General features: G+C 68.5%; 24 protein-coding genes, 1 tRNA gene and 1 riboswitch. Of the genes, 11 read left to right on the top strand and 14 right to left on the bottom strand.

From position 1 onward, the window contains the following. Positions 1-70: 70 nt before the first annotated feature. The 4 genes from AC1DBD_RS15805 to AC1DBD_RS15790 form a co-directional block, all read right to left on the bottom strand. Positions 71-598 (bottom strand): SixA phosphatase family protein, encoded by a 528-nt coding sequence (locus AC1DBD_RS15805; protein ID WP_138767460.1) that lies wholly within the window; start codon positions 596-598, stop codon positions 71-73. Positions 599-655: 57 nt separating this feature from the next. After that, positions 656-859 (bottom strand): dodecin family protein, encoded by a 204-nt coding sequence (locus tag AC1DBD_RS15800; protein WP_146335814.1) that lies wholly within the window; start codon positions 857-859, stop codon positions 656-658. 320 nt (positions 860-1,179) lie between these two features. Then, on the bottom strand, positions 1,180-2,046 hold the full coding sequence (locus AC1DBD_RS15795; protein ID WP_441419001.1) for a winged helix-turn-helix domain-containing protein: 867 nt from the start codon (positions 2,044-2,046) through the stop codon (positions 1,180-1,182). A 550-nt stretch (positions 2,047-2,596) separates the two neighbouring features. Then, complete coding sequence (locus AC1DBD_RS15790; RefSeq protein ID WP_476982473.1) at positions 2,597-3,448, bottom strand: hypothetical protein; 852 nt, start codon at positions 3,446-3,448, stop codon at positions 2,597-2,599. Positions 3,449-3,692: 244 nt separating this feature from the next. On the opposite strand from AC1DBD_RS15790, the gene AC1DBD_RS15785 reads away from it, so the two are divergent. From AC1DBD_RS15785 to AC1DBD_RS15765, 5 genes are all read left to right on the top strand, one after another. Then, positions 3,693-4,433, top strand: a complete 741-nt coding sequence (locus tag AC1DBD_RS15785; protein ID WP_441418999.1) for a response regulator transcription factor — start codon at positions 3,693-3,695, stop codon at positions 4,431-4,433. 21 nt (positions 4,434-4,454) lie between these two features. Beyond that, on the top strand, positions 4,455-5,999 hold the full coding sequence (locus AC1DBD_RS15780) for a HAMP domain-containing sensor histidine kinase (RefSeq protein WP_476892825.1): 1,545 nt from the start codon (positions 4,455-4,457) through the stop codon (positions 5,997-5,999). 112 nt (positions 6,000-6,111) lie between these two features. Beyond that, positions 6,112-7,560: a bifunctional glycosyltransferase family 2/GtrA family protein gene (locus AC1DBD_RS15775; protein ID WP_476982472.1), complete on the top strand. Its 1,449-nt coding sequence runs from the start codon at positions 6,112-6,114 to the stop codon at positions 7,558-7,560. After that, positions 7,557-9,593, top strand: a complete 2,037-nt coding sequence (locus AC1DBD_RS15770) for a glycosyltransferase family 39 protein (protein ID WP_476982471.1) — start codon at positions 7,557-7,559, stop codon at positions 9,591-9,593. Before AC1DBD_RS15775 ends, AC1DBD_RS15770 begins: the two co-directional genes overlap by 4 nt. 235 nt (positions 9,594-9,828) lie before the next feature. Beyond that, positions 9,829-10,009: riboswitch (cyclic di-AMP (ydaO/yuaA leader) on the top strand. Then, complete coding sequence (locus AC1DBD_RS15765; RefSeq protein WP_476909022.1) at positions 10,008-10,730, top strand: aggregation-promoting factor C-terminal-like domain-containing protein; 723 nt, start codon at positions 10,008-10,010, stop codon at positions 10,728-10,730. It overlaps the preceding riboswitch by 2 nt. Before the next feature lie 133 nt (positions 10,731-10,863). Here the strand turns inward: AC1DBD_RS15765 and AC1DBD_RS15760 are convergent, their stop codons facing one another. The 3 genes from AC1DBD_RS15760 to AC1DBD_RS15750 all read right to left on the bottom strand — a co-directional run bounded on the left by AC1DBD_RS15760 (position 10,864) and on the right by AC1DBD_RS15750 (position 12,814). Continuing rightward, entirely contained in the window at positions 10,864-11,241 is a 378-nt protein-coding gene (locus AC1DBD_RS15760; protein ID WP_441418995.1) for a VOC family protein, read from the bottom strand. Between the two features lie 97 nt (positions 11,242-11,338). Beyond that, on the bottom strand, positions 11,339-11,974 hold the full coding sequence (upp, locus tag AC1DBD_RS15755; protein WP_441418994.1) for a uracil phosphoribosyltransferase: 636 nt from the start codon (positions 11,972-11,974) through the stop codon (positions 11,339-11,341). Positions 11,975-11,998: 24 nt separating this feature from the next. Continuing rightward, a complete protein-coding gene (locus AC1DBD_RS15750; protein ID WP_441419060.1) occupies positions 11,999-12,814 on the bottom strand; it encodes a phosphatase PAP2 family protein in 816 nt (271 codons plus the stop codon). A gap of 99 nt (positions 12,815-12,913) precedes the next feature. Between AC1DBD_RS15750 and AC1DBD_RS15745 the strand changes: the two genes are divergently transcribed. Beyond that, on the top strand, positions 12,914-13,417 hold the full coding sequence (locus AC1DBD_RS15745) for a nucleoside deaminase (protein ID WP_476909021.1): 504 nt from the start codon (positions 12,914-12,916) through the stop codon (positions 13,415-13,417). Between the two features lie 59 nt (positions 13,418-13,476). Here the strand turns inward: AC1DBD_RS15745 and AC1DBD_RS15740 are convergent, their stop codons facing one another. The 4 genes from AC1DBD_RS15740 to AC1DBD_RS15725 all read right to left on the bottom strand — a co-directional run bounded on the left by AC1DBD_RS15740 (position 13,477) and on the right by AC1DBD_RS15725 (position 17,313). Further along, positions 13,477-14,718 (bottom strand): DNA glycosylase AlkZ-like family protein, encoded by a 1,242-nt coding sequence (locus tag AC1DBD_RS15740; RefSeq protein ID WP_476982470.1) that lies wholly within the window; start codon positions 14,716-14,718, stop codon positions 13,477-13,479. Positions 14,719-14,798: 80 nt separating this feature from the next. Continuing rightward, the gene (locus tag AC1DBD_RS15735) at positions 14,799-15,878 is read right to left on the bottom strand and encodes a glycosyltransferase (protein ID WP_476982469.1); all 1,080 of its coding nucleotides are present in this window, start codon (positions 15,876-15,878) and stop codon (positions 14,799-14,801) included. 7 nt (positions 15,879-15,885) lie between these two features. After that, positions 15,886-16,284: a 6-pyruvoyl trahydropterin synthase family protein gene (locus AC1DBD_RS15730; protein ID WP_476982468.1), complete on the bottom strand. Its 399-nt coding sequence runs from the start codon at positions 16,282-16,284 to the stop codon at positions 15,886-15,888. A 3-nt stretch (positions 16,285-16,287) separates the two neighbouring features. Then, positions 16,288-17,313 (bottom strand): zinc-dependent alcohol dehydrogenase, encoded by a 1,026-nt coding sequence (locus AC1DBD_RS15725; protein ID WP_476982467.1) that lies wholly within the window; start codon positions 17,311-17,313, stop codon positions 16,288-16,290. Positions 17,314-17,450: 137 nt separating this feature from the next. Here AC1DBD_RS15725 and AC1DBD_RS15720 point away from each other — a divergent pair. Next, positions 17,451-17,540, top strand: a tRNA-Ser gene (locus tag AC1DBD_RS15720). Between the two features lie 323 nt (positions 17,541-17,863). Continuing rightward, a complete protein-coding gene (locus tag AC1DBD_RS15715; protein WP_476982466.1) occupies positions 17,864-18,613 on the top strand; it encodes a polysaccharide deacetylase family protein in 750 nt (249 codons plus the stop codon). 201 nt (positions 18,614-18,814) lie between these two features. On the opposite strand, the gene AC1DBD_RS15710 is transcribed toward AC1DBD_RS15715, so the two are convergent. Further along, positions 18,815-18,961, bottom strand: coding sequence for a lmo0937 family membrane protein (locus tag AC1DBD_RS15710; RefSeq protein ID WP_441418987.1), 147 nt, complete (start codon positions 18,959-18,961; stop codon positions 18,815-18,817). A 431-nt stretch (positions 18,962-19,392) separates the two neighbouring features. Between AC1DBD_RS15710 and AC1DBD_RS15705 the strand changes: the two genes are divergently transcribed. Further along, the gene (locus AC1DBD_RS15705; protein WP_476982465.1) at positions 19,393-20,013 is read left to right on the top strand and encodes a hypothetical protein; all 621 of its coding nucleotides are present in this window, start codon (positions 19,393-19,395) and stop codon (positions 20,011-20,013) included. 57 nt (positions 20,014-20,070) lie between these two features. Here the strand turns inward: AC1DBD_RS15705 and AC1DBD_RS15700 are convergent, their stop codons facing one another. Continuing rightward, positions 20,071-20,925, bottom strand: coding sequence for a carbohydrate kinase family protein (locus tag AC1DBD_RS15700; protein WP_476982464.1), 855 nt, complete (start codon positions 20,923-20,925; stop codon positions 20,071-20,073). 156 nt (positions 20,926-21,081) lie between these two features. Here AC1DBD_RS15700 and AC1DBD_RS15695 point away from each other — a divergent pair, with 156 nt between their 5' ends. After that, positions 21,082-21,549, top strand: a complete 468-nt coding sequence (locus AC1DBD_RS15695) for a universal stress protein (RefSeq protein ID WP_476892836.1) — start codon at positions 21,082-21,084, stop codon at positions 21,547-21,549. 19 nt (positions 21,550-21,568) lie between these two features. Here AC1DBD_RS15695 and AC1DBD_RS15690 read toward each other — a convergent pair whose 3' ends face one another. After that, positions 21,569-21,772 (bottom strand): hypothetical protein, encoded by a 204-nt coding sequence (locus tag AC1DBD_RS15690; protein ID WP_069950597.1) that lies wholly within the window; start codon positions 21,770-21,772, stop codon positions 21,569-21,571. Positions 21,773-21,887: 115 nt separating this feature from the next. Between AC1DBD_RS15690 and AC1DBD_RS15685 the strand changes: the two genes are divergently transcribed. Further along, positions 21,888-22,706: a pyruvate, water dikinase regulatory protein gene (locus AC1DBD_RS15685; protein WP_441418983.1), complete on the top strand. Its 819-nt coding sequence runs from the start codon at positions 21,888-21,890 to the stop codon at positions 22,704-22,706. Positions 22,707-22,818 lie beyond the last annotated feature (112 nt).

Below are 22,818 nucleotides of genomic sequence, written 5' to 3'. Positions count from 1 at the left end.
AAAGCAATAACAGCATCAGTAAACAACACAATGAGAGTGCTGACCATCGGCTGGCCGGCGCACTGGCCTGCTACTTCGCGCGGGGCACCTTGAAGTGGGTCAGCCGTGCGTCCTGGCCGTCCAGCTCTGCCCAGGACTTCTCAGTCTCGAAGACCGTCAGGCCGCTGGTGGGATAGCGCGTGGCCGCGTCCATGTAGGCGTCATGGTTGGAGTCCCGGGAGGCCAGATGCATGGCCAGGTCCTGCACGCCGGGCATGTGCGAGATCACCATGAGCGTCGTGACGGTGTCCGGGACATGGTTAATAACCGCCAACATGCGCAGGGCCGAGGCGCCGTAAAGGCCGTCCTCGAGTTTCGGCGTCGGGGCCTTGTCCCCCAGTTCGCTGCACACCCAGGTGCAGGTCTGCCGCGTCCGCAGGGCGCTGGAGCAGAGGATGAAGTCGGGGACCACGCCGTGTTTAAGGAGCCACTTCCCGGCCAGCGGCGCTTCCCGGTGCCCGCGCTCTTCGAGCGGCCGCTCGTGGTCGGCGACGCCGCCCGGCCAGTCCGCCTTGGCGTGCCGCATGAGCACCAGACGTTTGATGTGATGCGCGCTCATGGCTCAATCCTAGTGCGGCCGGCTTGGCCACGAGCGCGCTCCACAGCGGGCGACCTGTCAGTCGTCCAGGACGAAGGTCACTTCCAGCACCACATGCCAGGCCACGACGGCGCCGTCGCTGATTTCAACTTTCTGCTCCTTGACCCATGCCCCGGTGACATTCCGCAAGGTCTTGTTGGCCCGGTCGACGCCTTCCTTGATGGCGGCGTCAAACGAGGTTTTGGAGTTGGAACTCAGGGTAGTAATACGTGCAACGGACATGTTTCCTCCCAATAGTCGGATCGACGGGACCGAGACTACGCCGAAGCCCCCAAACGCAACAGAGTCCAAACCCCGCGGAGGCACATACTCCGTCGATCCGTGCTCCGGAATGTCAGTTCGTGTTGCGAGGGCGCTGCAGCGCAGCGGCGCATCCCGACAGCGCGGACGGCGGCGTTTTGCGTAGTGCCGCATCGCCGACCGAGGAACGAGGGAGGTGTCTAAGGCACGGCAAAATGCCGTCGGGCGCGCGTGACTATCGTGCCGCGAAAGCGGAAGCGCCCGCCCCAAAGGAGGGGCGGGCGCTTTGCGTGAAGCTAAGGCTAGATGGAGTATTCCGGAGCGGCCCAGACTACGACTTCGGGGTGCTCGTAGAACCGGTAGCCCTGGCCGCGCACCGTCCGCACGGTATTGGCCAGGCGGCCAAGCTTGGAGCGCAGCCGGCGGATGTGCACGTCGATGGTCCGCTCGTTGGGGACCTCTTCGGCATTGCGCCACAGGCCCTCAAGGAGTTCGTCGCGGCCCACGGTGCGGGTGCCGTTCTCCACGAGGTAGTTGAGCAGCTCGAATTCCTTGAACGTGAGGTTCAGCGATTCGCCGTCGAGCGCCACTTCGCGGCGGGCGAGGTCGATCAGCACGCCGGACGGGCGCGGGTCCTGGGGCTGCTGCAGCCGGGCGTTCTCGGCGCGCTGGCGGGCACCGGCGGTGGGATCGCCGAAGGTGGACCGGACGACGTCGAGGGCGGACCCCGGCGCGGACGCCGGGGCGACGGCGACGGCGGCATAGCTTTCGGCGCCGGCCACAAGCGACTGGGCGTAGGCGCGGATTTCCTGGGCCAGCTTGGCAATCGAGGTGCCGGCAGCGGCTGCAGTCTCCTCGTCAATACCCATGTAGAGCACGAAGCCGCGGGCCACGTTGTCGTTGGGCACGGGGCGGACCGGGCTGCCGTTGCCGGAGGCGATCACCGGGGTCGGTGCGGTGGCCGGGGCCGGCTCGGCGGCGGGGACGGCGCGGAGCTGGCCGTAGGAGCTGGGGTTGTAGCCCTGCGCGGCATAGCCGGGGGCGGGGAAGCTGTTGCCGGATCCGGCGGGGAAGCTCGGACGGCCGCCGAAGCCCTGGCGGAGGCCGTTCTGGCCGGCCTTGTTGGCGTTACGGACGGAGATGTGGACGTATCCGGATGCAACTGACATGGAATGCTTACCTCAATGTGAATGGCCGTCATCGCGGCTCGAATGCTAATTTCCCCGCAATGAGAACTGGGGAGGGGCGCCCGACGCTGGGCTGGGGGCGAATGCCTAGAAACGTTCTGGGGTGTAGAAGTTAGGCGTGCATTCGACAACAGGGCATCTCAGTACCAGCTGGTGCGCTGATCCAGGAAGCTGCGGCTGCAGGTGCTGTTGAGTTCTTGTTCACAATTGAAGTGTGCAACGTAACAATAAGAACTAGCAAGTAACAATGGACTCCAAAGTCCGCATCGTGAGACGAAAATGGCGATTGTAGTGTAAATCACAATTTTGATAAGCAGGCGAATCAATATGTGTTTTGCCGAACGAACGGCTTTTTGGCGCTCCTTGCCGAAGATTCTTCGCCAGCGTGGCCCTCAGGCCGGAAAACGTTCACTGTACACATCAATGGCGGAATCCCTCCGGAAGAGTTCCGCCGCCGCCAGTAGTCCACGGAGTGGGCACGCTGCCGGGCCGCGTGGCCCGGCAGCGTGCCCGGTGCGGAAGTTTGCGGAAGTCAGTCGGTCTGGCCGGTGGCGGTGGCCGCCACAATCTGGACCGACGAGGCCGTGTAACCGGATCCGTTCTTCGCGGCGACGACCCGCACGGTCCCGCCGGCGACAATGTCCGCAACGCTCATCTGGGAGCCTGTGCCGCCGGCCTGCTGGCGCCGCTGTTCCATGTTGCTCACCACCAGGTTGCTGCCGAGGGCATAGCTGCGGGCGAACCCGTCACTGCTCTTGACCGTGACGGAGGACGCGCTGACCTGGCTCACTGTTCCCAGCTGCTCGGCCATGGCGGTGTACTCGCTTCCGTTCAGCACAACGTATTCGGCGTGCACAGCTGCGGACAGCCCGCCGGCCAGGCCGCCCATGCCCGCTGCGAAGTCGTCGTGACCGCCCTGCCCGGACATTCCGCCTCCCGCGAACCCTCCTTGCGGGGCGTCCGGCATCCCCGGGACGGAGCCTTGGCTGGCGCTGCCGGGCCCGCCGGCTGCCCCGACCCCGGTCCCGCTGGCCTCCGCCGAACTTGAGCTGAGGGCATACACGCCGACGCCGGCGCCGGCTGCCAGCACAACAGCCGCGCCCGCGACGGCGAGTCCCCGCTTGAGGGTCCGCGGCTTCCCCGCCGAGGTCTGCCGGGCTGCGGCCGACGGCGCACCCCAGCCCGGGGCGGCCGGCGCACCCCAGCCGGGGGCCCCACCGTCAGCGGGCTGTCCGGCTTCCGCCGGCGAGGCCGCCGGCTGCCCGGCGGCAGGCTGCGCGGCGGCATAGGGCGTGGTGACGGGCGCGGGCGCCGCCGGGGTGGGGGCGTCGGAGACGGGTTCGGGGATCGGGCGGGAACCGGATTCGGGCTGCTGACCGCTCATGGTGTTTCTCCTGTCGGGGTGCGGATTTGTGTCCACCCCAGCGTGGTAAGCGGTCCTGTGCCGGGGCTGTGCGGGCCAACAGCCGCGCCTGTGACCTTTCAGCGGGACCGGGCGTCCGGTCGGCAGCCGTACCGAACCAGGCCTCCCGCTCCCGGGGCGGCTTCCAGCTCGGTAGTCTGAGATTCACAGGTGCCGCACAGGGTCCCCAAAGCCGCGCCTCAACGGCAGATCGGAGAGTCGTCCCATGGCCACTTCGCACTCCACGACCAATAACCTGCCCCAGCTCACGCATCCCGACGGCTCGCCCATCCGCGCGCTGGTGGTGGACGATGAGCCCAGCCTGTCGGAGCTCATGAGCATGGGGCTCCGGATGGCTGGCTGGTCCGTGGCTGTGGCGGCGGATGGCCCCGGAGCGGTCAAGCTTGCCAAGGATTTCCGCCCCGACGTGCTCGTGCTGGACGTGATGCTCCCCGGGTTCGACGGCGTCGAACTGCTCAGCCGGATCCGCGCGTTCGCGCCGGAAGTTCCCGCGCTGTTCCTCACGGCCAAAGACGCCGTCCAGGACCGCATTACCGGGCTGGCGGCCGGCGGCGATGACTACGTCACGAAGCCCTTCAGTATGGAAGAGGTGCTGCTCCGGCTCCACCGACTGGTCCAGCGCTCCGGGGTGGCCGCCATGGACACCGCCGAACTCGTGGTGGGTGACCTGGTGCTCAACGTCGACACCCGGGACGTTACCCGGGCCGGTGAGGATATCCATCTGACCGCCACCCAGTTCGAGCTGCTGCGCTACCTCATGGAAAACCCCAAACGGGTCATCAGCAAGGCCCAGATCCTGGACCGGGTCTGGGACTACGATTTCGGCGGCCAGGCGAACATCGTGGAACTCTACATTTCCTACCTCCGCAAGAAGATCGACGCCAACCGCGCACCGATGATCCACACGGTGCGCGGCGCCGGCTACGTGCTGAAACCGGCGGACTGATCCGTGCCCGCTCTTTCCGGCGTGACACCCGTACCCGGGCGCGACTGGCGCAACCCGGCCACGTGGCATTTGCGTACCCGGCTGGTCCTCGTCGCGATGGCGCTGCTCGTGGCCATCTGCGGCGCCGTGGGAGTCTTCAGCTACGCCTCCATGGACGCTTTCCTCACCCGGCAGCTCGACACCCAGCTGGAGCAGGCATCCCACCGGTCGAGCGAGTTCGGCAGGCCCTCCCCGGACGATGCGGGAAGGCGCCCCGACCCGCTCGAAGCCCGGGGTCAGGGCATCGGGACGCTCAACGCCCGGCTGCTGGCCGGCACGGTGGCCAGCGCAGGCTTCCTGGCCGGGGACGCCACCAGAAAGAGCCTGTCCTCCGATGACAACGCCGTCCTCCTGGCCCTGACCCCGAACGGCGTGCCCGTGGACCGGACCCTCTCGGCCGGCGACTACCGACTGACGGCTGTGCGCGCACCCTATGGCGACGTGATCGTCACCGGCCTCCCACTGGACGAAAAGCAGAACACGCTGGCCTCGCTCGTCTGGACCCTGGGGGTGGTATCGGCGGGCGGCCTCGTGCTGATCGGCCTCGCCGGCACCGCTCTCATCCGGCGGACCATGAAGCCGCTGGAACAGCTCTCCGAGGTGGCCACCAAGGTCTCGCGTTTGCCGCTGGACGCCGGCGAGGTGGCCCTGGGCGTGCGGGTCCCGGCGTCGGCTGCCCATCCGGGAACCGAGGTGGGCAGCGTGGGCTACGCGCTGAACCAGATGCTGGACAACGTCTCCAACGCCCTCGAGGCGCGGCAGGAGAGCGAGATGAAGGTGCGGCAGTTTGTCGCCGATGCCTCGCACGAGCTCCGCACCCCGCTCACCGCGATCCGCGGCTACACGGAGCTGATGCGGATGACCGAGCATTTCACGCCCGACGGCGAGAAGTCACTAGCCCGCGTCCAAAGCCAGTCCGAGCGGATGACCACCCTGGTGGAGGACCTGCTGCTGCTGGCGCGGCTGGACGAGGGGCAGCCGCTCAAGGTCACCGACGTCGACCTCACCCAGCTGGCCGTCGAAACGGTGAGCGACGAGAAAGTCATGGCACCCGACCGCCTCTGGCAGCTGGAGCTCCCGGACGAACCCGTGGTGGTGCGCGGGGACGCGACCCAGCTTCACCAGGTCCTCGCCAACCTCCTGTCCAATGCCCGCAAACACACGGCCCCCGGGACGAAGGTGGTCACGGGCGTCACGCGTTCGGCTGACGGCAGCGCCGTGGTCACCGTGACGGACAACGGCAGCGGCATCGCTCCCGAATTCCTCGGCCGGGTCTTCGCCCGGTTCGCCCGGGCCGACGCCGCGCGCACCAACCCGGCCGCCGGTCCCGCGGCCCGTCCGGTGCGAAGCCGTGAGGGCACGTCGGCGGTCGCGACAGCGGCCGCGGCTTCCGAGGGCACCAGCGGCCTGGGCTTGTCGATTGTGCAGTCAATTGTGGAGGCGCACGGCGGGACCGTCGAGGTCACGTCCCGGCCGGGCCGGACAGAGTTCGCCGTCCGGCTGCCCGCGGCGCCTCCGCTGGCGTAGCGGGCCGCCGCTCTGGTCCGGACGCCGGCACGGCGGCGCCGGTCCTCACTTCCACAGCCCCCGCACAGCTTGACCCTAAAGCCCTCATATGGGGCGCCGGGAAAGTTGAGCCATGACGTTCACAGACCAGGCCCCAGGACCACAGCCCCACTCCACGGCGACGCCGCCCGGCCCGGCCGCGCCGCCCGGGCCGGCCGCGCCGCCCGGGCCGGGCCCGTTGACCCCGGCGTTCACCGGCCCCGGGAGCCTGCGTTCAGCCATCGACACCCGCACCACCACACCGGTGCTGGATATCACCATTCCGGTGTTCAACGAGGAACGTGACCTCGAAGCGTGCCTACGCCGGCTGCACGCCTACCTTGTCGGCTGCTTCCCGCATTCCTTTCGGATCACGGTGGCGGACAACGCCAGCACCGACGGAACACTCCAGACGGCGGAACGCGTCGCCCGTGAGCTCCGGGAGATCAACGTCGTCCACATGGCCGAAAAAGGCCGCGGGAATGCGCTGCGCAAGGTGTGGCTTGCCTCGCCGTCGCAGCTCCTGGCGTACATGGACGTGGACCTGTCCACCGACCTGGCGGCGCTCGGCCCCCTGCTGGCCCCGCTCATTTCGGGGCACTCGGACCTCGCGATCGGGACCCGGCTGACCCACAACTCGCGTGTGGTCCGCGGACCCAAACGGGAATTCATCTCGCGCAGCTACAACCTGCTGCTGCAGTCGTGCCTGGGCGCCCACTTCAGCGACGCCCAGTGCGGCTTCAAGGCCATCCGGGCGGACGTGGCCCGGCAGCTTCTCCCGCACACGCTGGACAACGCCTGGTTCTTCGACACCGAGCTGCTGGTACTCGCCGAGAGGTGCGGCCTGCGCGTCCACGAAGTCCCGGTCGATTGGACCGACGACCCGGACTCCAGCGTGGACATCGTCCAGACGGCCATCGCGGACCTGCGCGGCATGGCCCGGCTGAGCCGGGACCTGCTCTCGGGCCGGATCCCGGTTCCCGAACTCCGCTCCGCCCTGGCCCGCGGACCGCTGCCGGCTTCGTCCCGGGCCCAGGAACAAAGCCCCGGCGGAAGCCTCTTCGGCCAGCTCGTGCGCTTCGGCAGCATCGGGGTGGCTTCGACCCTCGCGTACTTGCTGATCTTCGTGCTCTGCCGGGGAATCATGGACCCGCAGCTGGCCAACTTCCTCGCCTTGCTCACTACCGCGGTGGCCAACACCGCGGCGAACCGGCGCTTCACCTTCGGCATCCAAGGCAGCAGCCAGGCGGCCCGCCACCATTTCGAGGGGCTGCTGGTATTCGGGATCGGGCTGGCCCTGACCTCCGGTGCGCTCGCCTTCGTCCACGGCACGTCCGGCGGAACCCCTGACCGCTGGCTGGAACTGGTCACAGTGACCGCCGCCAACCTGGCCGCCACCGCCATCAAATTCCTGCTGTTCCGGCACGTGGTCTTCCGCCGTCGGGGCGCCCCATTCCTCCGGCCCCCGGCGCCGTACCCTATGCTCCGGCGTCCGCCGCCAACGACTCAGCCCTCCCCCACACAGAAACGGCCAAGTAAATGACCGCAACCCTCGACCCCGCCACCGGCGGCCCGGCCGGCAGCACGCCCGCATCGGCGCCCGCACCCTCGACGACGGCGACCCGCCCGGCAGTTCCTCGACCGGCCGCCGCGCAGGACCGCCGGGCACGCCTGCTGTTCGGACCACAGCGGCGGTGGGTGCGGCCCTCGGCGGCCCTGCTGCTGGTCTTCACCGCAGTGTTGTACCTGTGGAACCTGGAAGCCACCGGCTACGCCAATTCCTTCTACGCCGCAGCGATCCAGGCCGGCACCAAGGACTGGACCGCGCTGCTGTTCGGCTCCCTCGACGCGGGCAACGCCATCACGGTGGACAAGCCACCGGCCGCGCTCTGGATCCCGGCCCTCGCCGGGCGGATCTTCGGTTTCTCGGCACTGAGCATGCTCATTCCCCAGGCGCTCATGGGGGTGGCCGCCGTCGGACTTCTGTACCTGACCGTCAAACGCGTGTCCGGTTCCGCGGCGGGCCTGCTGGCCGGCGGTGCCCTGGCGCTGACCCCAGTGGCAGCCCTGATGTTCCGCTTCAACAACCCCGACGCCATGCTCACCCTGTGCCTGGTGCTGGCCGCCTACCTCACCACCCGCGCCATCGAAAAGGCCAGCTGGAAATGGCTCGCCGCAGCCGGCGCGGTAATCGGCCTGGCGTTCCTGACCAAGATGCTGCAGGGCTTCCTGATAGTGCCCGGGCTGGCCCTGGCCTACCTGTGGGCGGCACCCACCACCCTCGGCCGCCGGCTCCTGCACCTCCTCGCCGCCGCGGCGGGGATCGCCGTCGTGGCCGGCAGCTACCTGGCGCTGTTCCAGCTCACTCCCGCCTCGGCCCGGCCGTACATGGCGGGGTCGGAGACCAACAGCTTCCTGGAACTCACCTTCGGCTACAACGGCCTGGGCCGGATCACCGGGTCCGGCGGCGGGATGCCCGGTGGAAATGCTTTCGGAAATGCCGGCGGCCCGGGCGGAAACGGCAACGTGGGCTTCGGCGGCGCGGCCGGGATCACCCGGATGTTCGGGACCAGTTTCGGCGGCGAAGTGTCCTGGCTGTTGCCGGCGGCCCTGGTTCTGCTGGTGGCAGGTTTGTGGTTCACCCGGCGCGAGGCCCGGACCTCCGCCACCCGTGCCGCGCTCCTGCTCTGGGGCGGCTGGCTGCTGATCACGGCAGGCATCTTCAGCTTCATGAGCGGCACCGTGCATCCGTACTATGCCGTGGCACTGGCCCCCGCCGTCGCGGCCCTGGTGGGCATCGGCTCGGCGGAACTGTGGCGCGGCCGGACCCACTGGCCCGCTCGGATGGTCCTGGCCGTGACGGTGTTGGCTGCCTCGGTCTGGTCCGCCGTGCTCCTGGGCCGCGACCCGGCATGGCTGCCCGGGCTCCGGGTGACCGCCGTCGTCCTGGGCGTGCTGGCCGCCGCGGCGCTGCTGCTCCGGGTGGACAGCCTGGCGGCGCTCCCGGCCCGGCTCCGCAAAGCCGCTGCGGCCGGCGTCGTGGTCCTTTCGCTTCTGGCCGGCGGGCTCGGGACCACCGCCTGGACGCTGGCGACGGCGGCCCAGCCGCATTCGGGGTCAATCCCCACCTCCGGGCCCACCGCGTCCGCGATGGGCGGCGGCTTCGGGGCGGCCGGCAGGCCGGACGGCGGGATCGCCGGTTCCAGCGGCGCGGCCGCCGGCGGTCCCGGCGGACCCGGCACGGATACGGCGTCGGCTGAGCTGACAGCGTTGCTGAAGTCCTCCGGCGCCAAATGGTCCGGGATTGTCTCCGGCGCCACCCAGGCCGCCAGCCTGGAACTCGCCACCGGCACCAATGTGATCGCGCTGGGCGGCTGGAACGGCGGCGACCCGTACCCCACGCTCGCGCAGTTCCAAGCGATGGTGGACCGCGGCGAGATCGGCTACTTCATCTCCGGCGGCACGGGCGGCCCGGGCGGGGGCCGCGGCGGCAACTCCGAGGTCGCCAGCTGGGTCGCGGCCAACTACCAGGCCCAGACCGTGGGGAACGCCACCGTGTACACGCTGGCGAAGTAGGCTCCTCTCCCCCGCTTGCCTCCGTCTCCGGCGCGCCGTTTCGACGGTTCCGTGCCCGCTCGATGCTTACCGGCGTCGAGCGGGCACGGAACCGTCGAAACGGGCACCCACGCGGCGGCCGTGAAGGCAAGACGCCGCTCCGCAGCAGGGGCCAGCCGTTACCTAAATGTGACATCTGATTGAAAGTCCGGTACCGTTTTAGGGTGCGGCCATCGATCTGGCCGCGTGTCCGGGCTGACGCCAAACTCTGCCGCTACCCGGATTCCCATGGACCAGGCAGAGACGGGGAACCCAGAGTTCCCGGGCATTCTGCATCCATGCACCCTTGGGGTTAAGCCGCCACGTCGAGATTCCGTGCGGCCGGATTTCGCATCCGAACCCGACAGCTAACTCCGTAGGCGTTGAGAGGCGAACATGACTGAAATCAAGGCACCCACGCGCCCAGAAGGCGCTAAACGCACGTCCGACGCCGAGCGCGCGCGCCACCGCGCCGAGCCGGCGAAGCACACTTCGAGCCCGTCCCGGCCCCGTGCCCGGACCAATGGCAAGCGCGCCGCCGTCGTAGCCACCGCTTTCGCCGTCCTGCTGGGGGCAGGGGCCGCGGGCCAGGCCTCCGGCACTGCCGCGCATACGGCCGAAGCGTCGAAAGACACTGCCGCGTCCCTGCAGACCCTGGACTTCGAACGCGTCGGCAGCAACACGCCCACCTCGCCCGCCCCGATGAGCGTGGAGGCCCAGGCCTCCAAAATCAAGCCCGCCAAGGCCCCGGCGGCCAAGGCGCCGGCTCCGGCTGCCAAGGCGCCTGCTCCCGCGAAGCCGGTCGCCATTGACGACCCCGCCGGTGCGCAGGCCTACGCCGCCTCTCAGCTGCCCGCCCACGGCTGGGCCCCGAGCGAGATGCAGTGCCTGATGAAGTTGTGGACCAGGGAGTCCGACTGGAAGACCACGGCTACCAACGCCAGCAGCGGCGCTTACGGCGTGGTCCAGTCGCTGCCCGCCGAAAAGATGGCCAGCGCCGGCGCCGATTACCGGACCAACTACCGGACCCAGATCAACTGGGGACTGCAGTACGTGCAGGACCGCTACGGTTCACCGTGCGGCGCCCTGAACTTCCACTACGCGAACAACTGGTACTAAGCGCGGCCGAGGCTGCAAGCCATGAGTGAGGCCCCGGATCTTGGGATCCGGGGCCTCACGTGCGCCTGCCGCGTGCGCCTGCCGCCGCGCCGCCTTCGGAATACGGGCCGCGCTACGGAACCGCGCCGCCGCGCTAGCCGTTCGGACGGTTGGGGATGTACTGCACCCCCCATTTGTTACCGTCGGGATCGGCGAAGTAGACGAAATGCCCCCAGTCCTGGACATCGATGTCGCTGACGTCCACACCGTTGTCCTTGAGTTGCTGGTGCGCCGCCTGGATGTCGCTGACGACCAGCTGCAGGCCGGGGGCGGTGCCGGGCGGGGCGTCGTTGAGGCCCTCGCCGATCGCGATCGAGCACCCGGAACCCGGCGGGGTCAGCTGGACGAAACGGATGCCTGGCGTGGGCCGTTCGTCGTAGTCGGCGTTGAAGCCGACCTTGTTCACATAGAAGTCCTTGGCCCGGTCCACATCCGACACGGGGACAAACACGAGTTCAAGTTTCCAGTCCATGGGCACAGGCTAGTCCCGGACGCCTTACGCCGGAACCCTTGACCGCGGGGACGTTTCAACCGCCCTACCCGCGAGGGGCAGCGGTGCACGCCGGCGGCTAGACCGCGATGCCGTACAGGCGGTCTCCGGCGTCGCCCAGCCCGGGCACAATGTACGACTTTTCATTGAGCTTCTCGTCGATGGAGGCCAGCACGATGGTCACGTTGGCGTCCGAGAGCTCTTCTTCCAGCTTGGCCAGGCCCTCCGGGGCGGCCAGCAGGCAGATGCAGGTGACGTCCGAGGCGCCGCGCTTGAAGAGGAACTTGATCGCCTCGCGCAGGGTGCCGCCGGTGGCGAGCATCGGGTCCAGGACGAAGATCTGCCGGTCTGTCAGGTTCTCCGGGAGGCGCTCGGCGTAGGTGATGATGTCAAGGGTCTCTTCGTCCCGGGCCATGCCCAGGAAGCCTACCTCGGCGGTGGGCACCAGCTTGGTCATGCCCTCCAGCATGCCGAGACCGGCGCGCAGGATCGGAACCACCAGCGGGGTGGGCTTGGTGAAAGCCGTGCCGACGGTGGTGCTGACCGGCGTCTCGATGGTCACCGGCTCGGTGCGGACGTCCCGGGTTGCCTCATAGGCCAGGAGCGTGACGAGCTCCTCGGTGAGCTGGCGGAAGACCGGGGACGGGGTGTTCTTGTCCCGCAGAACGGTGAGTTTATGGGCGACCAGCGGGTGGTCGACAACGAGAGTGCGCATGGGTCAAAACTACCACCCGGACCTTCAGGACCGTCCCGCGGGGTCCGGGGTATCGGCGTCGGCGGTCCGCTCCGCGGTGCTGCCCTTGCGGCCGCGGGCGGGGGCGCCGTCGCGCAGGTGCGCATCGTTGTCGAACGTCGGCGCGGGGCCGGTGTGTTCCCGGTGCCGCAGCACATGGAACAGCCTGTGGGCCAGGATCACGATCCCCACCCAGCCCAGCCCCAGGGCCCAGCCGAAGATCACATCGGTCATCCAGTGATGGCCCAGGAAGACGCGGCTCATGCCCATCGCAAGGATGAAGATTGCACCCGCGGTGATCAAACCGACGCGGGCTATGGTGCGTCTGACTTGCAGGCAGGCGAGGTAGACCACGAGCCCGATTACCACGGTGGTGTTCAGCGTGTGGCCGCTGGGGAACGACGGCGACGTCTCGTAAGGCGGCACCGCGTCCGCGAAGTCGGGGCGGGCCCGGCCGATCAGTTTCTTGCCCACCGTCGTAGCGGTGATCGACACCGCGGCGGCTCCGCCGATCAGGATGAGCGGCCGCCAGGTCCGCGAGACCCAGATCAGCCATGCCGTCAGGATGCTGGCCAGGATCGGCATGCCGATTCCACCGCCAATATTGGTGAACCCGGTGACGAACGCGTCCAGGCCGGGACTGCGCAGCTGTTGCATGAACCCCAGCGTGGGCTTGTCGAGGCTTGCCAGGCCGGCGTCGTCCACGACGTTGTCGTAGACTTCCGCGCTCGTCAGCGCCAGGGCGACGACGACGACGCCGCCGATCAGCATGGTGATCCACAGTGCGGCATAGGGCACCACCCACTTTCCCCAGCGCCGCATCAGCCAGCTCTCAGTCTTGGTGCTCAATGCCCTCTCCCGACTTCCCGGTGCACCCGCTTAAGTGCACAGCTTGCTTAGGGTCGAAACTATCATTGAGCCATGACTACCCCCGAGCCACGCCATGCGGAATGGATGGGCCTGGCCCTTGCCGAGGCGCGCCGGGCGCTGGCCACCGAGGACGTGCCGATCGGCGCCGTCGTGATCGGACCGGACGGCTCGGTGCTCGGTGCCGGGCGCAACGAGCGGGAGGCACTCGGGGACCCGACGGCGCACGCCGAGATGGTGGCGATCCGGGAGGCCGCGGCCCGGCTGCGCGAGCGGCGGGCGCTGGAGGGCGCAGCCGACGACGGCTGGCGGCTGGAAGACTGCACCCTGGTGGTGACGTTGGAGCCGTGCGCCATGTGCGCCGGCGCCGTGGTGCTGGCGCGGATTCCGCGGGTGGTCTTCGGCGCGTGGGACGAGAAGGCCGGGGCCGCCGGCTCCGTGTTCGACATTCTCCGCGAGCGCCGGTTGAACCATTGGGTGGAGGTGTACGCCGGGGTCCGGGAGCAGGAGTGCGGCGGGTTGCTGCGGGATTTCTTCGCCGGCCACCGCGGCGCCTGACGCTGCCGCTCCGGCGGCTGCCCCCAACAGCGAGCCGGCCCCCATAACGCGGCGGTGAGCTACCGCTCGGCGGTGGCCGTCGTGGACGCCCGCAGCGCGTCGATCCGCTTCTGCCGGGAGGCGGGCGAGTCCAGGCTGAAGGCGCGGAAATCGCCCAGGTCCTCCTTGATCCAGGCCTCCACCTCGGCGATCCGCCGGGTCACGGCCGGCGTGGGCGTGCCGAACACCCAGGCGGCGATCTTCTCCCGGCCCGGGTCGTACTGCCACAAACCGATGATCCTGCCGCGGTCGAAGATGGGATGGTCCGGCAGGTCGGCCTGCAGCGCTAGCGGACCCAGCGCCTTTTTATCCTGGTCCTCCCCGGCCAGCAGCTCCCCCGCGTTCCGGCGCAGCAGCACCAGCGAATCAGTTCCGGCGAGCAGTTGGATCTGTTCCTCGGCCGGTTCTTCGAAGGCGGCGAGTCGTTCGACGTCGTCGGGCAGCATCCAGAGCGGGTCTCCGCCGGCGGCGGCGGGGACCTCGACGGCGTCGACGGCGGCGAGCGCCGCCTTGCTCTGCGCGACCGTGAAGCCGGTGAACCACTGCGACTGTTTGAAGGTGGCTCCTCCGGTCCAGCCAAGGTACCGCCGGATCAGCTCGGCGCGGACTTCATCGTCACTGAGCGTGCTCGGCGGCAGCCCCCAGGGCTCGTAGGCGTAGCGCTGCTGGTCCAGCCGGCCATTGGCAGGGACCCGGCGGATCCGCCCGTCCGCTTGCAGGATGCCCAGCGCCGTGGGCAGCGTGGTGGTGACGCCCTTTTTCTTGCCCTCCTCGCCGAGGTTGCGGACCGAATCGCCGAGTTCATCCTTGAGCTGCCGCGGGTCCAGCGGCACCCCGGCCTCGGCAAGGGCGTGCAGCACTTGCTCCTCAAGCAGGGCAATTTCGCCGCGGTCCACGCCGAGCCGGCCGACGACCTTGAAGCCGGCCTCGGCGGCGTCCCGTCCCAGCCGCAGCGCCCAGCCGAAGTCGTCCGCGCCCAGCACGTAGGTGCAGCCGCGCGCCGTCGGGAGTTCCAGGATCCGGTGCGCCAGGACGTCCCGGTCCACTTGAGAGCGCCGGATGCCGGCCCGGGCGAAGAGCGTGAGGTACGGGTTGGCCCCGCCAACGGACCGTGCCCAGCCGGCCCGGGCGAACACCTGTTCCGCAGTGCACCCCGCCAGCGAGCCGTCCAGGCCCTGCCGGTGCCACGACCAGGCGCGGAGCCGCTCGGGCGTGAGGCTTTCCGCGGGCGGCAGTTGCACGGTCATGGGCTCGGTAGTCATGGGGTCATTCTCCACCCGCTTGGCCCAAGTAGCTCGCAATAGTTGTCGTTATGAGCCCTCAAAACGACAACTAGCGCGGGTTAGTTAGGTGGGCCGGCCGCGGCCAGGACGGCCAGCACGGCCCGCGCCGTGGCGTCCCAGCCGGGAAGGTGCTCCCGTGCGGCCCGGGCGGCGGCCCGCCATTCGGCGCGGAGGGCCGGTTCGGTGAGCCAGCGGCGCAGCGGGGCTGCCAGCGGTGCCGGATCTTCGCCGAGTGCGACGGCGGCGCCCGGCAGGGCCGGCGCTCCCGCTGCGGGAGTGCCTGCTGCTCCGGGAGTGCCGGCCGCGAGCGCCTCCACGGCGCCGGTTCCCTCCCGGACGATCACCGGCACGCCGCGGGCCAGGGATTCGGTGACCACCAGCCCATAGGTCTCGGCCCGGGAAATGAGCAGGCTGAGGTCAGCGGCCTCCCATTCGGCGGCCAGGTCGGCTCCGCGCAGCTCGCCGGGTAGCCGGACGCGGTCCGTCAGGCCGAGGCGCTCCGATTCCTGCCGGAGCAGGGCGGCGTAGGCGGGATCCGCGGTGTCCGAACCGGCAAGGGATGCTGTCCAGGCCAGGTCCATGAGCTCCGAGAGGGCGCGCAGCAGCAGCAGCTGGTCCTTGTTGGGCAGCAGCGCGGCCAGTGCGAGGAGGTGGGGCGGCTCGGAACCGGCCGCGGACGGTGCCGCCTCGGTGCCGGGAAGCGCGACGCTGATTCGAGCCAAGCCGCCCAGGCCGTGCCGTTCCTGCAGGCCCGCCGCGGCGGAGGTGCTGGTGCAGATAACGCCGGCCGCGGCCTGCAGCGCGCGGTGTTCCAGTTCCGGATGCGTCCCCAGCGGCATGTGCAGCAGGATCCAGGCCGGCGCCCCGGCAGCCGCCGCGGCTTCGAGCTCGTCCGGCGCCCCGCAGGCCACCAGACCGTCCACGAGCGTGACATGGCCGGCGTCGGACTCGGCAAGCAGGCGGCCGAACCGCTGCCGGTCCGCTGGGCTGCCGACCGGCCAGTCGCCGTCGACCTCGCAGGACAACGCCGCGACCCCGAGGTCTGCGAGGGCGCGGAGCAGCGCGGCGTTGTAGGCGTTGCCGCCGGAGTTGTGGCGCACGTTGCCGGGCACCAGGAGGCGGAGGCCGGGGGCATCCACGGGGCTGCTAGCCGGCGTCGAACTCGAGCGAGTAGCTGGCCCAGGCGTCGGGAGTTTCGCGCAGGGTGACCTCGATGCCGGCAAGGGCCTTCCCGTCCTGGCCGCCGCGGATCTGGCCGGCCACGGCGTCGGCGATGTACTGGGCCAGGGCTTCGGTGGTGCTGAGTTTGCCGGTGAAGTCCGGGTGCTCGTCGAGGTTCTTGTAGTTCAGGCCCGCCAGGACGGCGTCCAGCACGTCGCCGGCCTCGCCGATGTCCAGCACGATCGCGTCGTTGTTCAGCGTCCGACGGCGGAAAGTCACTTCCGTGACAAAAGTGGCCCCGTGCAGGCCCTGGGCGGGGCCGAAGGCAGGGCGCGGCAGGCTGTGGGCGATCATGAAATTGCGGCGGACGGTCAGGCTGAACACGGATTACCTCGTGGTTTCTGTTGCGGGGGCGGGGTATTCGATGACGTGGCAGAGCGCGTCCAGGCTGCCGTCGGAGACGCGCTGGACGACGTCGGGCAGCTCGCTGAAGTCGGACGTGCCGGTGAGGAAGGTGTCGAAGACTGGGTCGGCCAGCAGCGAGACGGCGAGCTGGAGCCGGTCGGCGGTGGTGCGCCGGTGGCGGCGGGCGCGGGCCACCACGCCCACCTGGCTGGCGCGGATGGAGAGCCGCCGGGCGTGGAAGTCCTCCCCCAGCGGCAGGGTGACCAGGCGGTCCGCGTACCAGGACATCTCGATGATCTCGCCTTCGTCGCCCACCAGCTGCAGAGCGCGTTGCAGTCCGGCCTGCGCGGCGGAGCAGTGGATCACGATGTCGCAGTCCGGCAGTGCGTCGTCGGGGTGGCAGAAGTCGACGCCGAGGGTGTCGGCGAAGGCGCGCTTAGCGGGGTCGACGTCGATCAACTGCAGTCGGCCCAGCGGGAAGGACCCGAGGAGCTTGGCGACCATTCCGCCGACCAGTCCGGCGCCGATCACGGCCACGCGGTCGCCGAGGCGGGGACCGGCCTCCCAGAGGGCGTTGACCGCGGTTTCCACGGTGCCGGTGAGGACGGCGCGGCGGGCGGGAACGTCGTCCGGGACCTGGGTGAGCGACTCGACTGGGACGATGTAGCGGTCCTGGTGCGGGTAGAGGCAGAAGACCGTCTTGCCCTGCCACTCGGCCGGGCCCTCCTCGACGACGCCTACGGAAAGGTAGCCGAACTTCACCGGCGACGGGAAGCTGCCTTCCTGGTGCGGTGCGGCCATTTCCTCGGCGATGCATTCCGGCACGCGGGCGTTGTGCACCACCATCTCGGTGCCCTTGCTGATGCCGGAGTAGAGCGAGCGCACGAGCGCTTCGCCGGGTCCGGGTGCCGGCAATTGCTCGCGCCGGAGTTCGCCCTGCTCCGGGCCGACGGTCCAATATGCGGTTGCGGTGGTTGTTGCCTGGTTGACCTTGTTCGAGTTGCTCATCTTGCTTACGAATCTAGTGCCGGGGAGGGACAGGGGGAAGCTTCGGGGCCGCGGGCGGGGCGCGGCGAGGCGTTTTGCGAGACCATCTGGGCGCCGTTTTGGGGTTGGGCGCCTTGCTCCGGTACCCTAGTCAGGTTGGTGACGTGTCCGAGCGGCCGAAGGTGCAACACTCGAAATGTTGTTTGGTGTAAAAGCCAACGTGGGTTCAAATCCCACCGTCACCGCCACGTAGCGAGGCCCCTCCTTCCCTTGGTTTACAAGGGAAGGAGGGGCCTTTTGCTTTCCCGCGACTGGCTCATTGGCAATGATTAGGCCAAAACTTGATTCCGCAGGCCCGGGCCGCACGCCGACTTTGCGCTTCAGCTCCGCCTCAAAAGCCGATCACCGGGCCGCCGTCGCTTCGGCGCTACCCGGGCCTTAGTTCCTGGCAAAGGACCCTTGACCCTATTGCGGCGTCGGTGACGGGGGGACACTCAAATCCGGGAATGCTCCGGTCTCTGCCTCGTGCTCATCGCAGTTCATTCCCAGTTGCGGAAAAGGGGACTGCCCAATGAAGGTTTGGCGACCGATCGTCGTAGCCCTACTGGTCATTGTCGGCTTCAGCGCTCCGGCGCCGAGCTGGGCCGCGGCACAACCGGATGTGATCCAGAAAGTCATCAACCCCATGCCGCCGGCACCATTTGCATCCCAGATGTCATCTGCCGAGCGTTCCGAGATCCTGCATCTGTACTATCACGGGCCAAGAGTGCGACTTACCTTCGACGACTGCGCCACCCAGGTTCGTCTCACCGGACTCCTGAACTGGCTGCGTCACTATAACGTCCAAGCCATATTCTTCTTCACCGGCCAATGCATGCTCGCCCACCCGACCTATCGCACGCAGATATCCAGGGCCGGTCAACTGCTGGGCAATCACAGCTTTGACCACCGCGACTACTCACGCATGACCGCCAACCAGATCTATACCGAGGTCCGCCGGCACGGCAGCGTCATACCCACCACGTCACCCAAGCTCTGTCGGCCACCTTACGGTGCCGGCGCGTTCAGCCTCAGGGTTTACAACGCCCTGGCCCGTGCAGGATGCCGCCCCGCCTATTGGACCGTTGACACGCGCGATTGGGACGGCTCATCAGCCGGCACCATCATCCGCCGCGTGCAATTCGGCGACCGCACCACCCCGCGGGTTCGTGCGGGCGGCGTCATCCTGATGCACGGAACCGGACCCCATACGCTCCAGGCCCTGACCGGCGTTCGCAACGCCCTCATCTACTGGAGACTCGCCACGTTCCATATCCACTAGATGGCCGCCCGGCAGGCAATCAATATTGCCTGCGACTTTCCGGCGAAGCTCGCGGCCGAGCAGCGCCAACACCAGGATCAGCCGTGGCGTACTTGCTCGGTGTGGCAGGTGCGTGGATCTGCCCACGGCTGAAGTAGACGTGAGGCTTGTTAAGTTTCCGGGCAGCAAGACGCCCCGGGCAGGATTGCTCGGGATCCGCCTCTACGTGCGCGACCTACCGCGGATGAAGTGGAAGATCAGGACCACGACGGCGATCACCAGAAGCAGGTGAATGAACCCGCCGCCAATGTTCCCGATCAAGCCCAGAAGCCAGAGAACAGCAATAATGATGGCTATCCAAAGCAACATGAGAATCTCCCTTGAATTGATTGCGGATGAAATGCTGATTCTGCGCTCATCTTCGTACCTCCCGCGGCCCAAGGCAAGGGATAACCTCACCCCCGCAGTAGGGCCTTTCCTCGCACCGCGAATCCGCCGCAAAGTTCGCCGTAGACGCCGGCCTAGACCATCCAGAAGCGATCATTTGGGGTGCCGCTCATGACACGAATCGTGCGGTTCGACCACGTTGGCGTCACCGTTCCGGACCTCGACAAACGTGACTGACGGAGGCACCGGCGTCGAGTTGTCCAGCCTCGTCCGGCCAGACCCGTCCCGGGGGCCGCCCCCTGCCATGGCAAACGACTGGAAGATCCTGCCACGTAGGCTTAGGAGTCACGAACACCTCCCGCCTCCCCCGCGCACATCCGCTGTGCCCCTGCTCCCGAATGAAGGAAGCCCTTGTGAAGAAGTTCCTCCCGCTTTCCGTGATGCTGGGCGCTGCCTGCCTGTCCGTCTCGGGATGTTCGACCGCCGCCCCTGCTCCGAGCGCGACCGCCCCGGCCGCGAGCGCCACCTCATCCGCCGCAGCCGCGGCTCCGTCCGCGGGCTGGGAACTGAACCCCAAGGGCGGAGCCGAACGGATCAAAGCGGCAGGCCTGGCGGTCCTCAACGAGGAGGGCGCAGCCGAGCACTTCCACGCCCATCTGGACGTTTTTGTTGACGGCAAGCCCGTTCCTGTCCCGGCGGACATCGGCTTCAGCTTCACCGCGGCCGGCCAACCCAACGGCATCTCGGCGCTGCACACACATGACGAGACCGGCATCATCCACGTTGAGGCGCCGGTCGCCGGGGCTACCTACACGCTTGGCCAGCTCTTGACCGAATGGGGTGTCCTGGACGGCACCGGCAAGCCCGGGACCGCGCATTCACCCATCTCGGATTGGTCCGTCGCTGTGAACGGCGCCAAGCAGGCGGGGCCGGCCCAAGCTGTCGTCCTGAAAGCCCACGATGAAGTCGTCCTGTTCCACGGGACGGCCCCGGAGCCGATGCCCGCAACGTTTAAGTTCCCGACCGGCCTCTAACCCGGTCCCGCTGGCAGGCATCTGGCCGCTGCCAACCCGGGATCGGGCGCCAGCGAATCAGCCCCCGAGGACCGGGTGCAGATGCTCACTCTCAATGGCGACGCGGGCCTGGACGGCCGCCGCCTTGAGGGACTCCGCCACGGACGCGCCCTGCAGGCTCGCGGCCAGGAAGCCGGCCATGAACGCATCGCCGGCACCGTTGGTGTCCACCACATCCGCGGGAACGGCAGCAACCTCATGCCGCGTCCCGTCCGCTTCCAGCGCTACCGCACCCGCTGCCCCGCGGGTGCACACAGCCAGGCGGGGGCCCCGGGCGAGGCAGGAGCGCATCAGCTCCCAGGGATCGTCGGTCCGGTCGTCGTTCATAAAGACGGTATCGGCCGCCCGCAGGAATGGCTGATGGAACGCGGACGATCCGTCGAAGTCATGAAGGTCCACCCACAGCGGTGTTTGCCGGACCTCGTCGCGCTCGAGCAACAACAAGCCAAGTTCGCTCAGGTCAATCACGGCAACATCCGCTGCAGCCACTATTGCCGCGGCAGCGTCGAGGTCGTCGTCCGCCGGCGGGGAGGGCACCGAAACGTAGAGCGATACCCGGCCGCCGCCGTCGGTCATGAGGTTGACGTGACGCTCGGTGCGGTCCGACGCAATCGCTTCGATGGTGACGCCGGCCGTGGCGAGGGCGTCGCGCACCCGGCCGCCGGCCTCGTCCGCGCCCAAGGGCGAACACAGGCGCACCTGGACGCCGAGATCCGCCAGGTGCAAGGCTTTGCCCGCCGAGGTGCCTCCCACCGTGTGCCAGGCGCGGCGGGCGAACTGCATGTGCGGAACAGGGTCCGGAAGGTGGTCGAGGAGGATGAGGTGGTTCCACGAGGCGGGGCCACAGACAGCGACCAGCGGAGAAGCGGGCATGTCCTCAGCCTATCCGGCCGGCCTTCACTGTCACCCAGGACCGGGACCGCGTGCGTGATCCCTGCCCAATGGCACTGCCGGCCCGGGTGCGGCGCTGTCAGGATGAGGAATCACAACACCGCCCGGCATCGGGCCTGGCATTCGGAAGGAAGGCATATGGCCGGAAACGAGAGCTACAGGATCGTGGTTGGCGTGGACGGTTCCGAGCAGTCCCGGGCGGCAATGGACTGGGCTGTCGAGGAAGCCAAGGCTCGCGGCGGTGAAGTGCTGGCCCTCACGGCCTGGCACTTCCCTTATGTCACCGACGCCCTCGGCCAGGCCTGGGACTACGAGGTGTTCCAGACCGACGCCCAGTCAATTCTCGATGAGGAACTTGCCCGGGTCCGGGGCCAGGGCGTTCAGATCAACGGACGCATTGTTCAGGGCAGCGCCGCCGCGGTGCTCGTGGACGCTTCGCGGGACGCCGACGTCGTTGCCGTTGGCTCACGCGGCCACGGCGGATTCACGGGGCTGTTGCTTGGTTCCGTGTCCACCCAGGCGGTCCACCATGCCCACTGCCCCGTTCTGGTCTTCCGCGAGTCCACAGCGGACCAGCCCGGCCCAGGGGCGGACAACTCGCACTAGGTCACGCCCGCCGCTGCTCCTAGCCCGCGGGGCTGACAACGTCCTCCAGCACCGACCGGTCGAAGAAGCGGATCTCGCCGGTTTCCGGAAAGAACACGGGAACCACAGAAGTACTCGGGTCCTTCGAGGTCTCGTAGATTTCGGGCGCGCCCCCGTGCCTGCGCGCAATGGTGCCGACCAGGTCCGTACCGCGGACCCTGACAGTCCGATATTTGTAGCTCATGCAGCCTCCTTTGGCGATGTGGGTCACAGCCTACTCCCCGCAGTCCGGCCGGCACCCCGGCGGCGGGCGTGCGTCGTGGAAGACCGCACGGGCCCCGCTGGTGCACAATGCGTTCATGACCAATGACGCTCCCCGCCCGGTCTACTTCCTTTCGGACAGTACGGGCATCACCGCTGAAACGCTCGGCAACACCCTGCTGACGCAGTTCCCCGCAAACGAATATGACCGCATCACGGTCCCCTTCATCACCACCGTCGACCAGGCGCGCGCCGTCGTCAGGGTCATCGACAACCTCGCGGCCACGGGCCAGCAGCCGATCGTCTTCTCCACCGCCGTCGGCAGCGACATCCGGCAGACGCTGGGCACCTGCAAGGGGATCATCGTGGATCTGATCGGGACCCACGTCGGGCAGTTGGAGCAGGCCTTGGGGACGCAAGCCAGCGGGGAACCCGGCCGGGCCCACGGCCTGGGCAACGCAGCCCGCTACCAGTCCCGGATGGCCGCCGTCGAATACGCCATGGAGCACGACGACGGGCAGAGCCTGCGCGCGCTTGAGAAGGCGCAGGTCATTCTGGTGGCCCCGTCCCGCTGCGGTAAGACGCCCACCACCATGTACCTGGCGCTGCAGCACGGCATCTTCGCCGCGAACTTCCCGCTGGTGGACGAGGACTTTGAACGCGAGGGACTCCCCAAGCCGCTGCGGCCTTTCGTTTCCAAGTGTTTCGGCCTCACCACCAATCCCCTGCGCCTGAGCCAGGTCCGCACCGAACGCCGCCGCGGCTCGCCCTACGCGTCACTGCGGCAGTGCGGCTTCGAACTGCGCAGCGCCGAACGGCTGTACGTGTCCCACGGGATCCCGTACCTCAATTCGGCCAGCGTGTCCGTGGAGGAAATGGCAGCCACCATCCTCCAGAAGATGAACCTCAAGCACTGAGGCCACGCTTCACAACTGTTGCGTGGACCACATCGTGTGGAATCACCGGCGTCGACCTGTCACTGTGGACAGGACTTGCGCCCATCAAACGGCGGCCGCCCACGCAGGCGGC

The organism is Arthrobacter sp. 10T419 (assembly GCF_056394105.1).
Note: the sequence above shows the minus strand (reverse complement) of the source record. Positions and strands in the feature narration are given on the sequence as shown.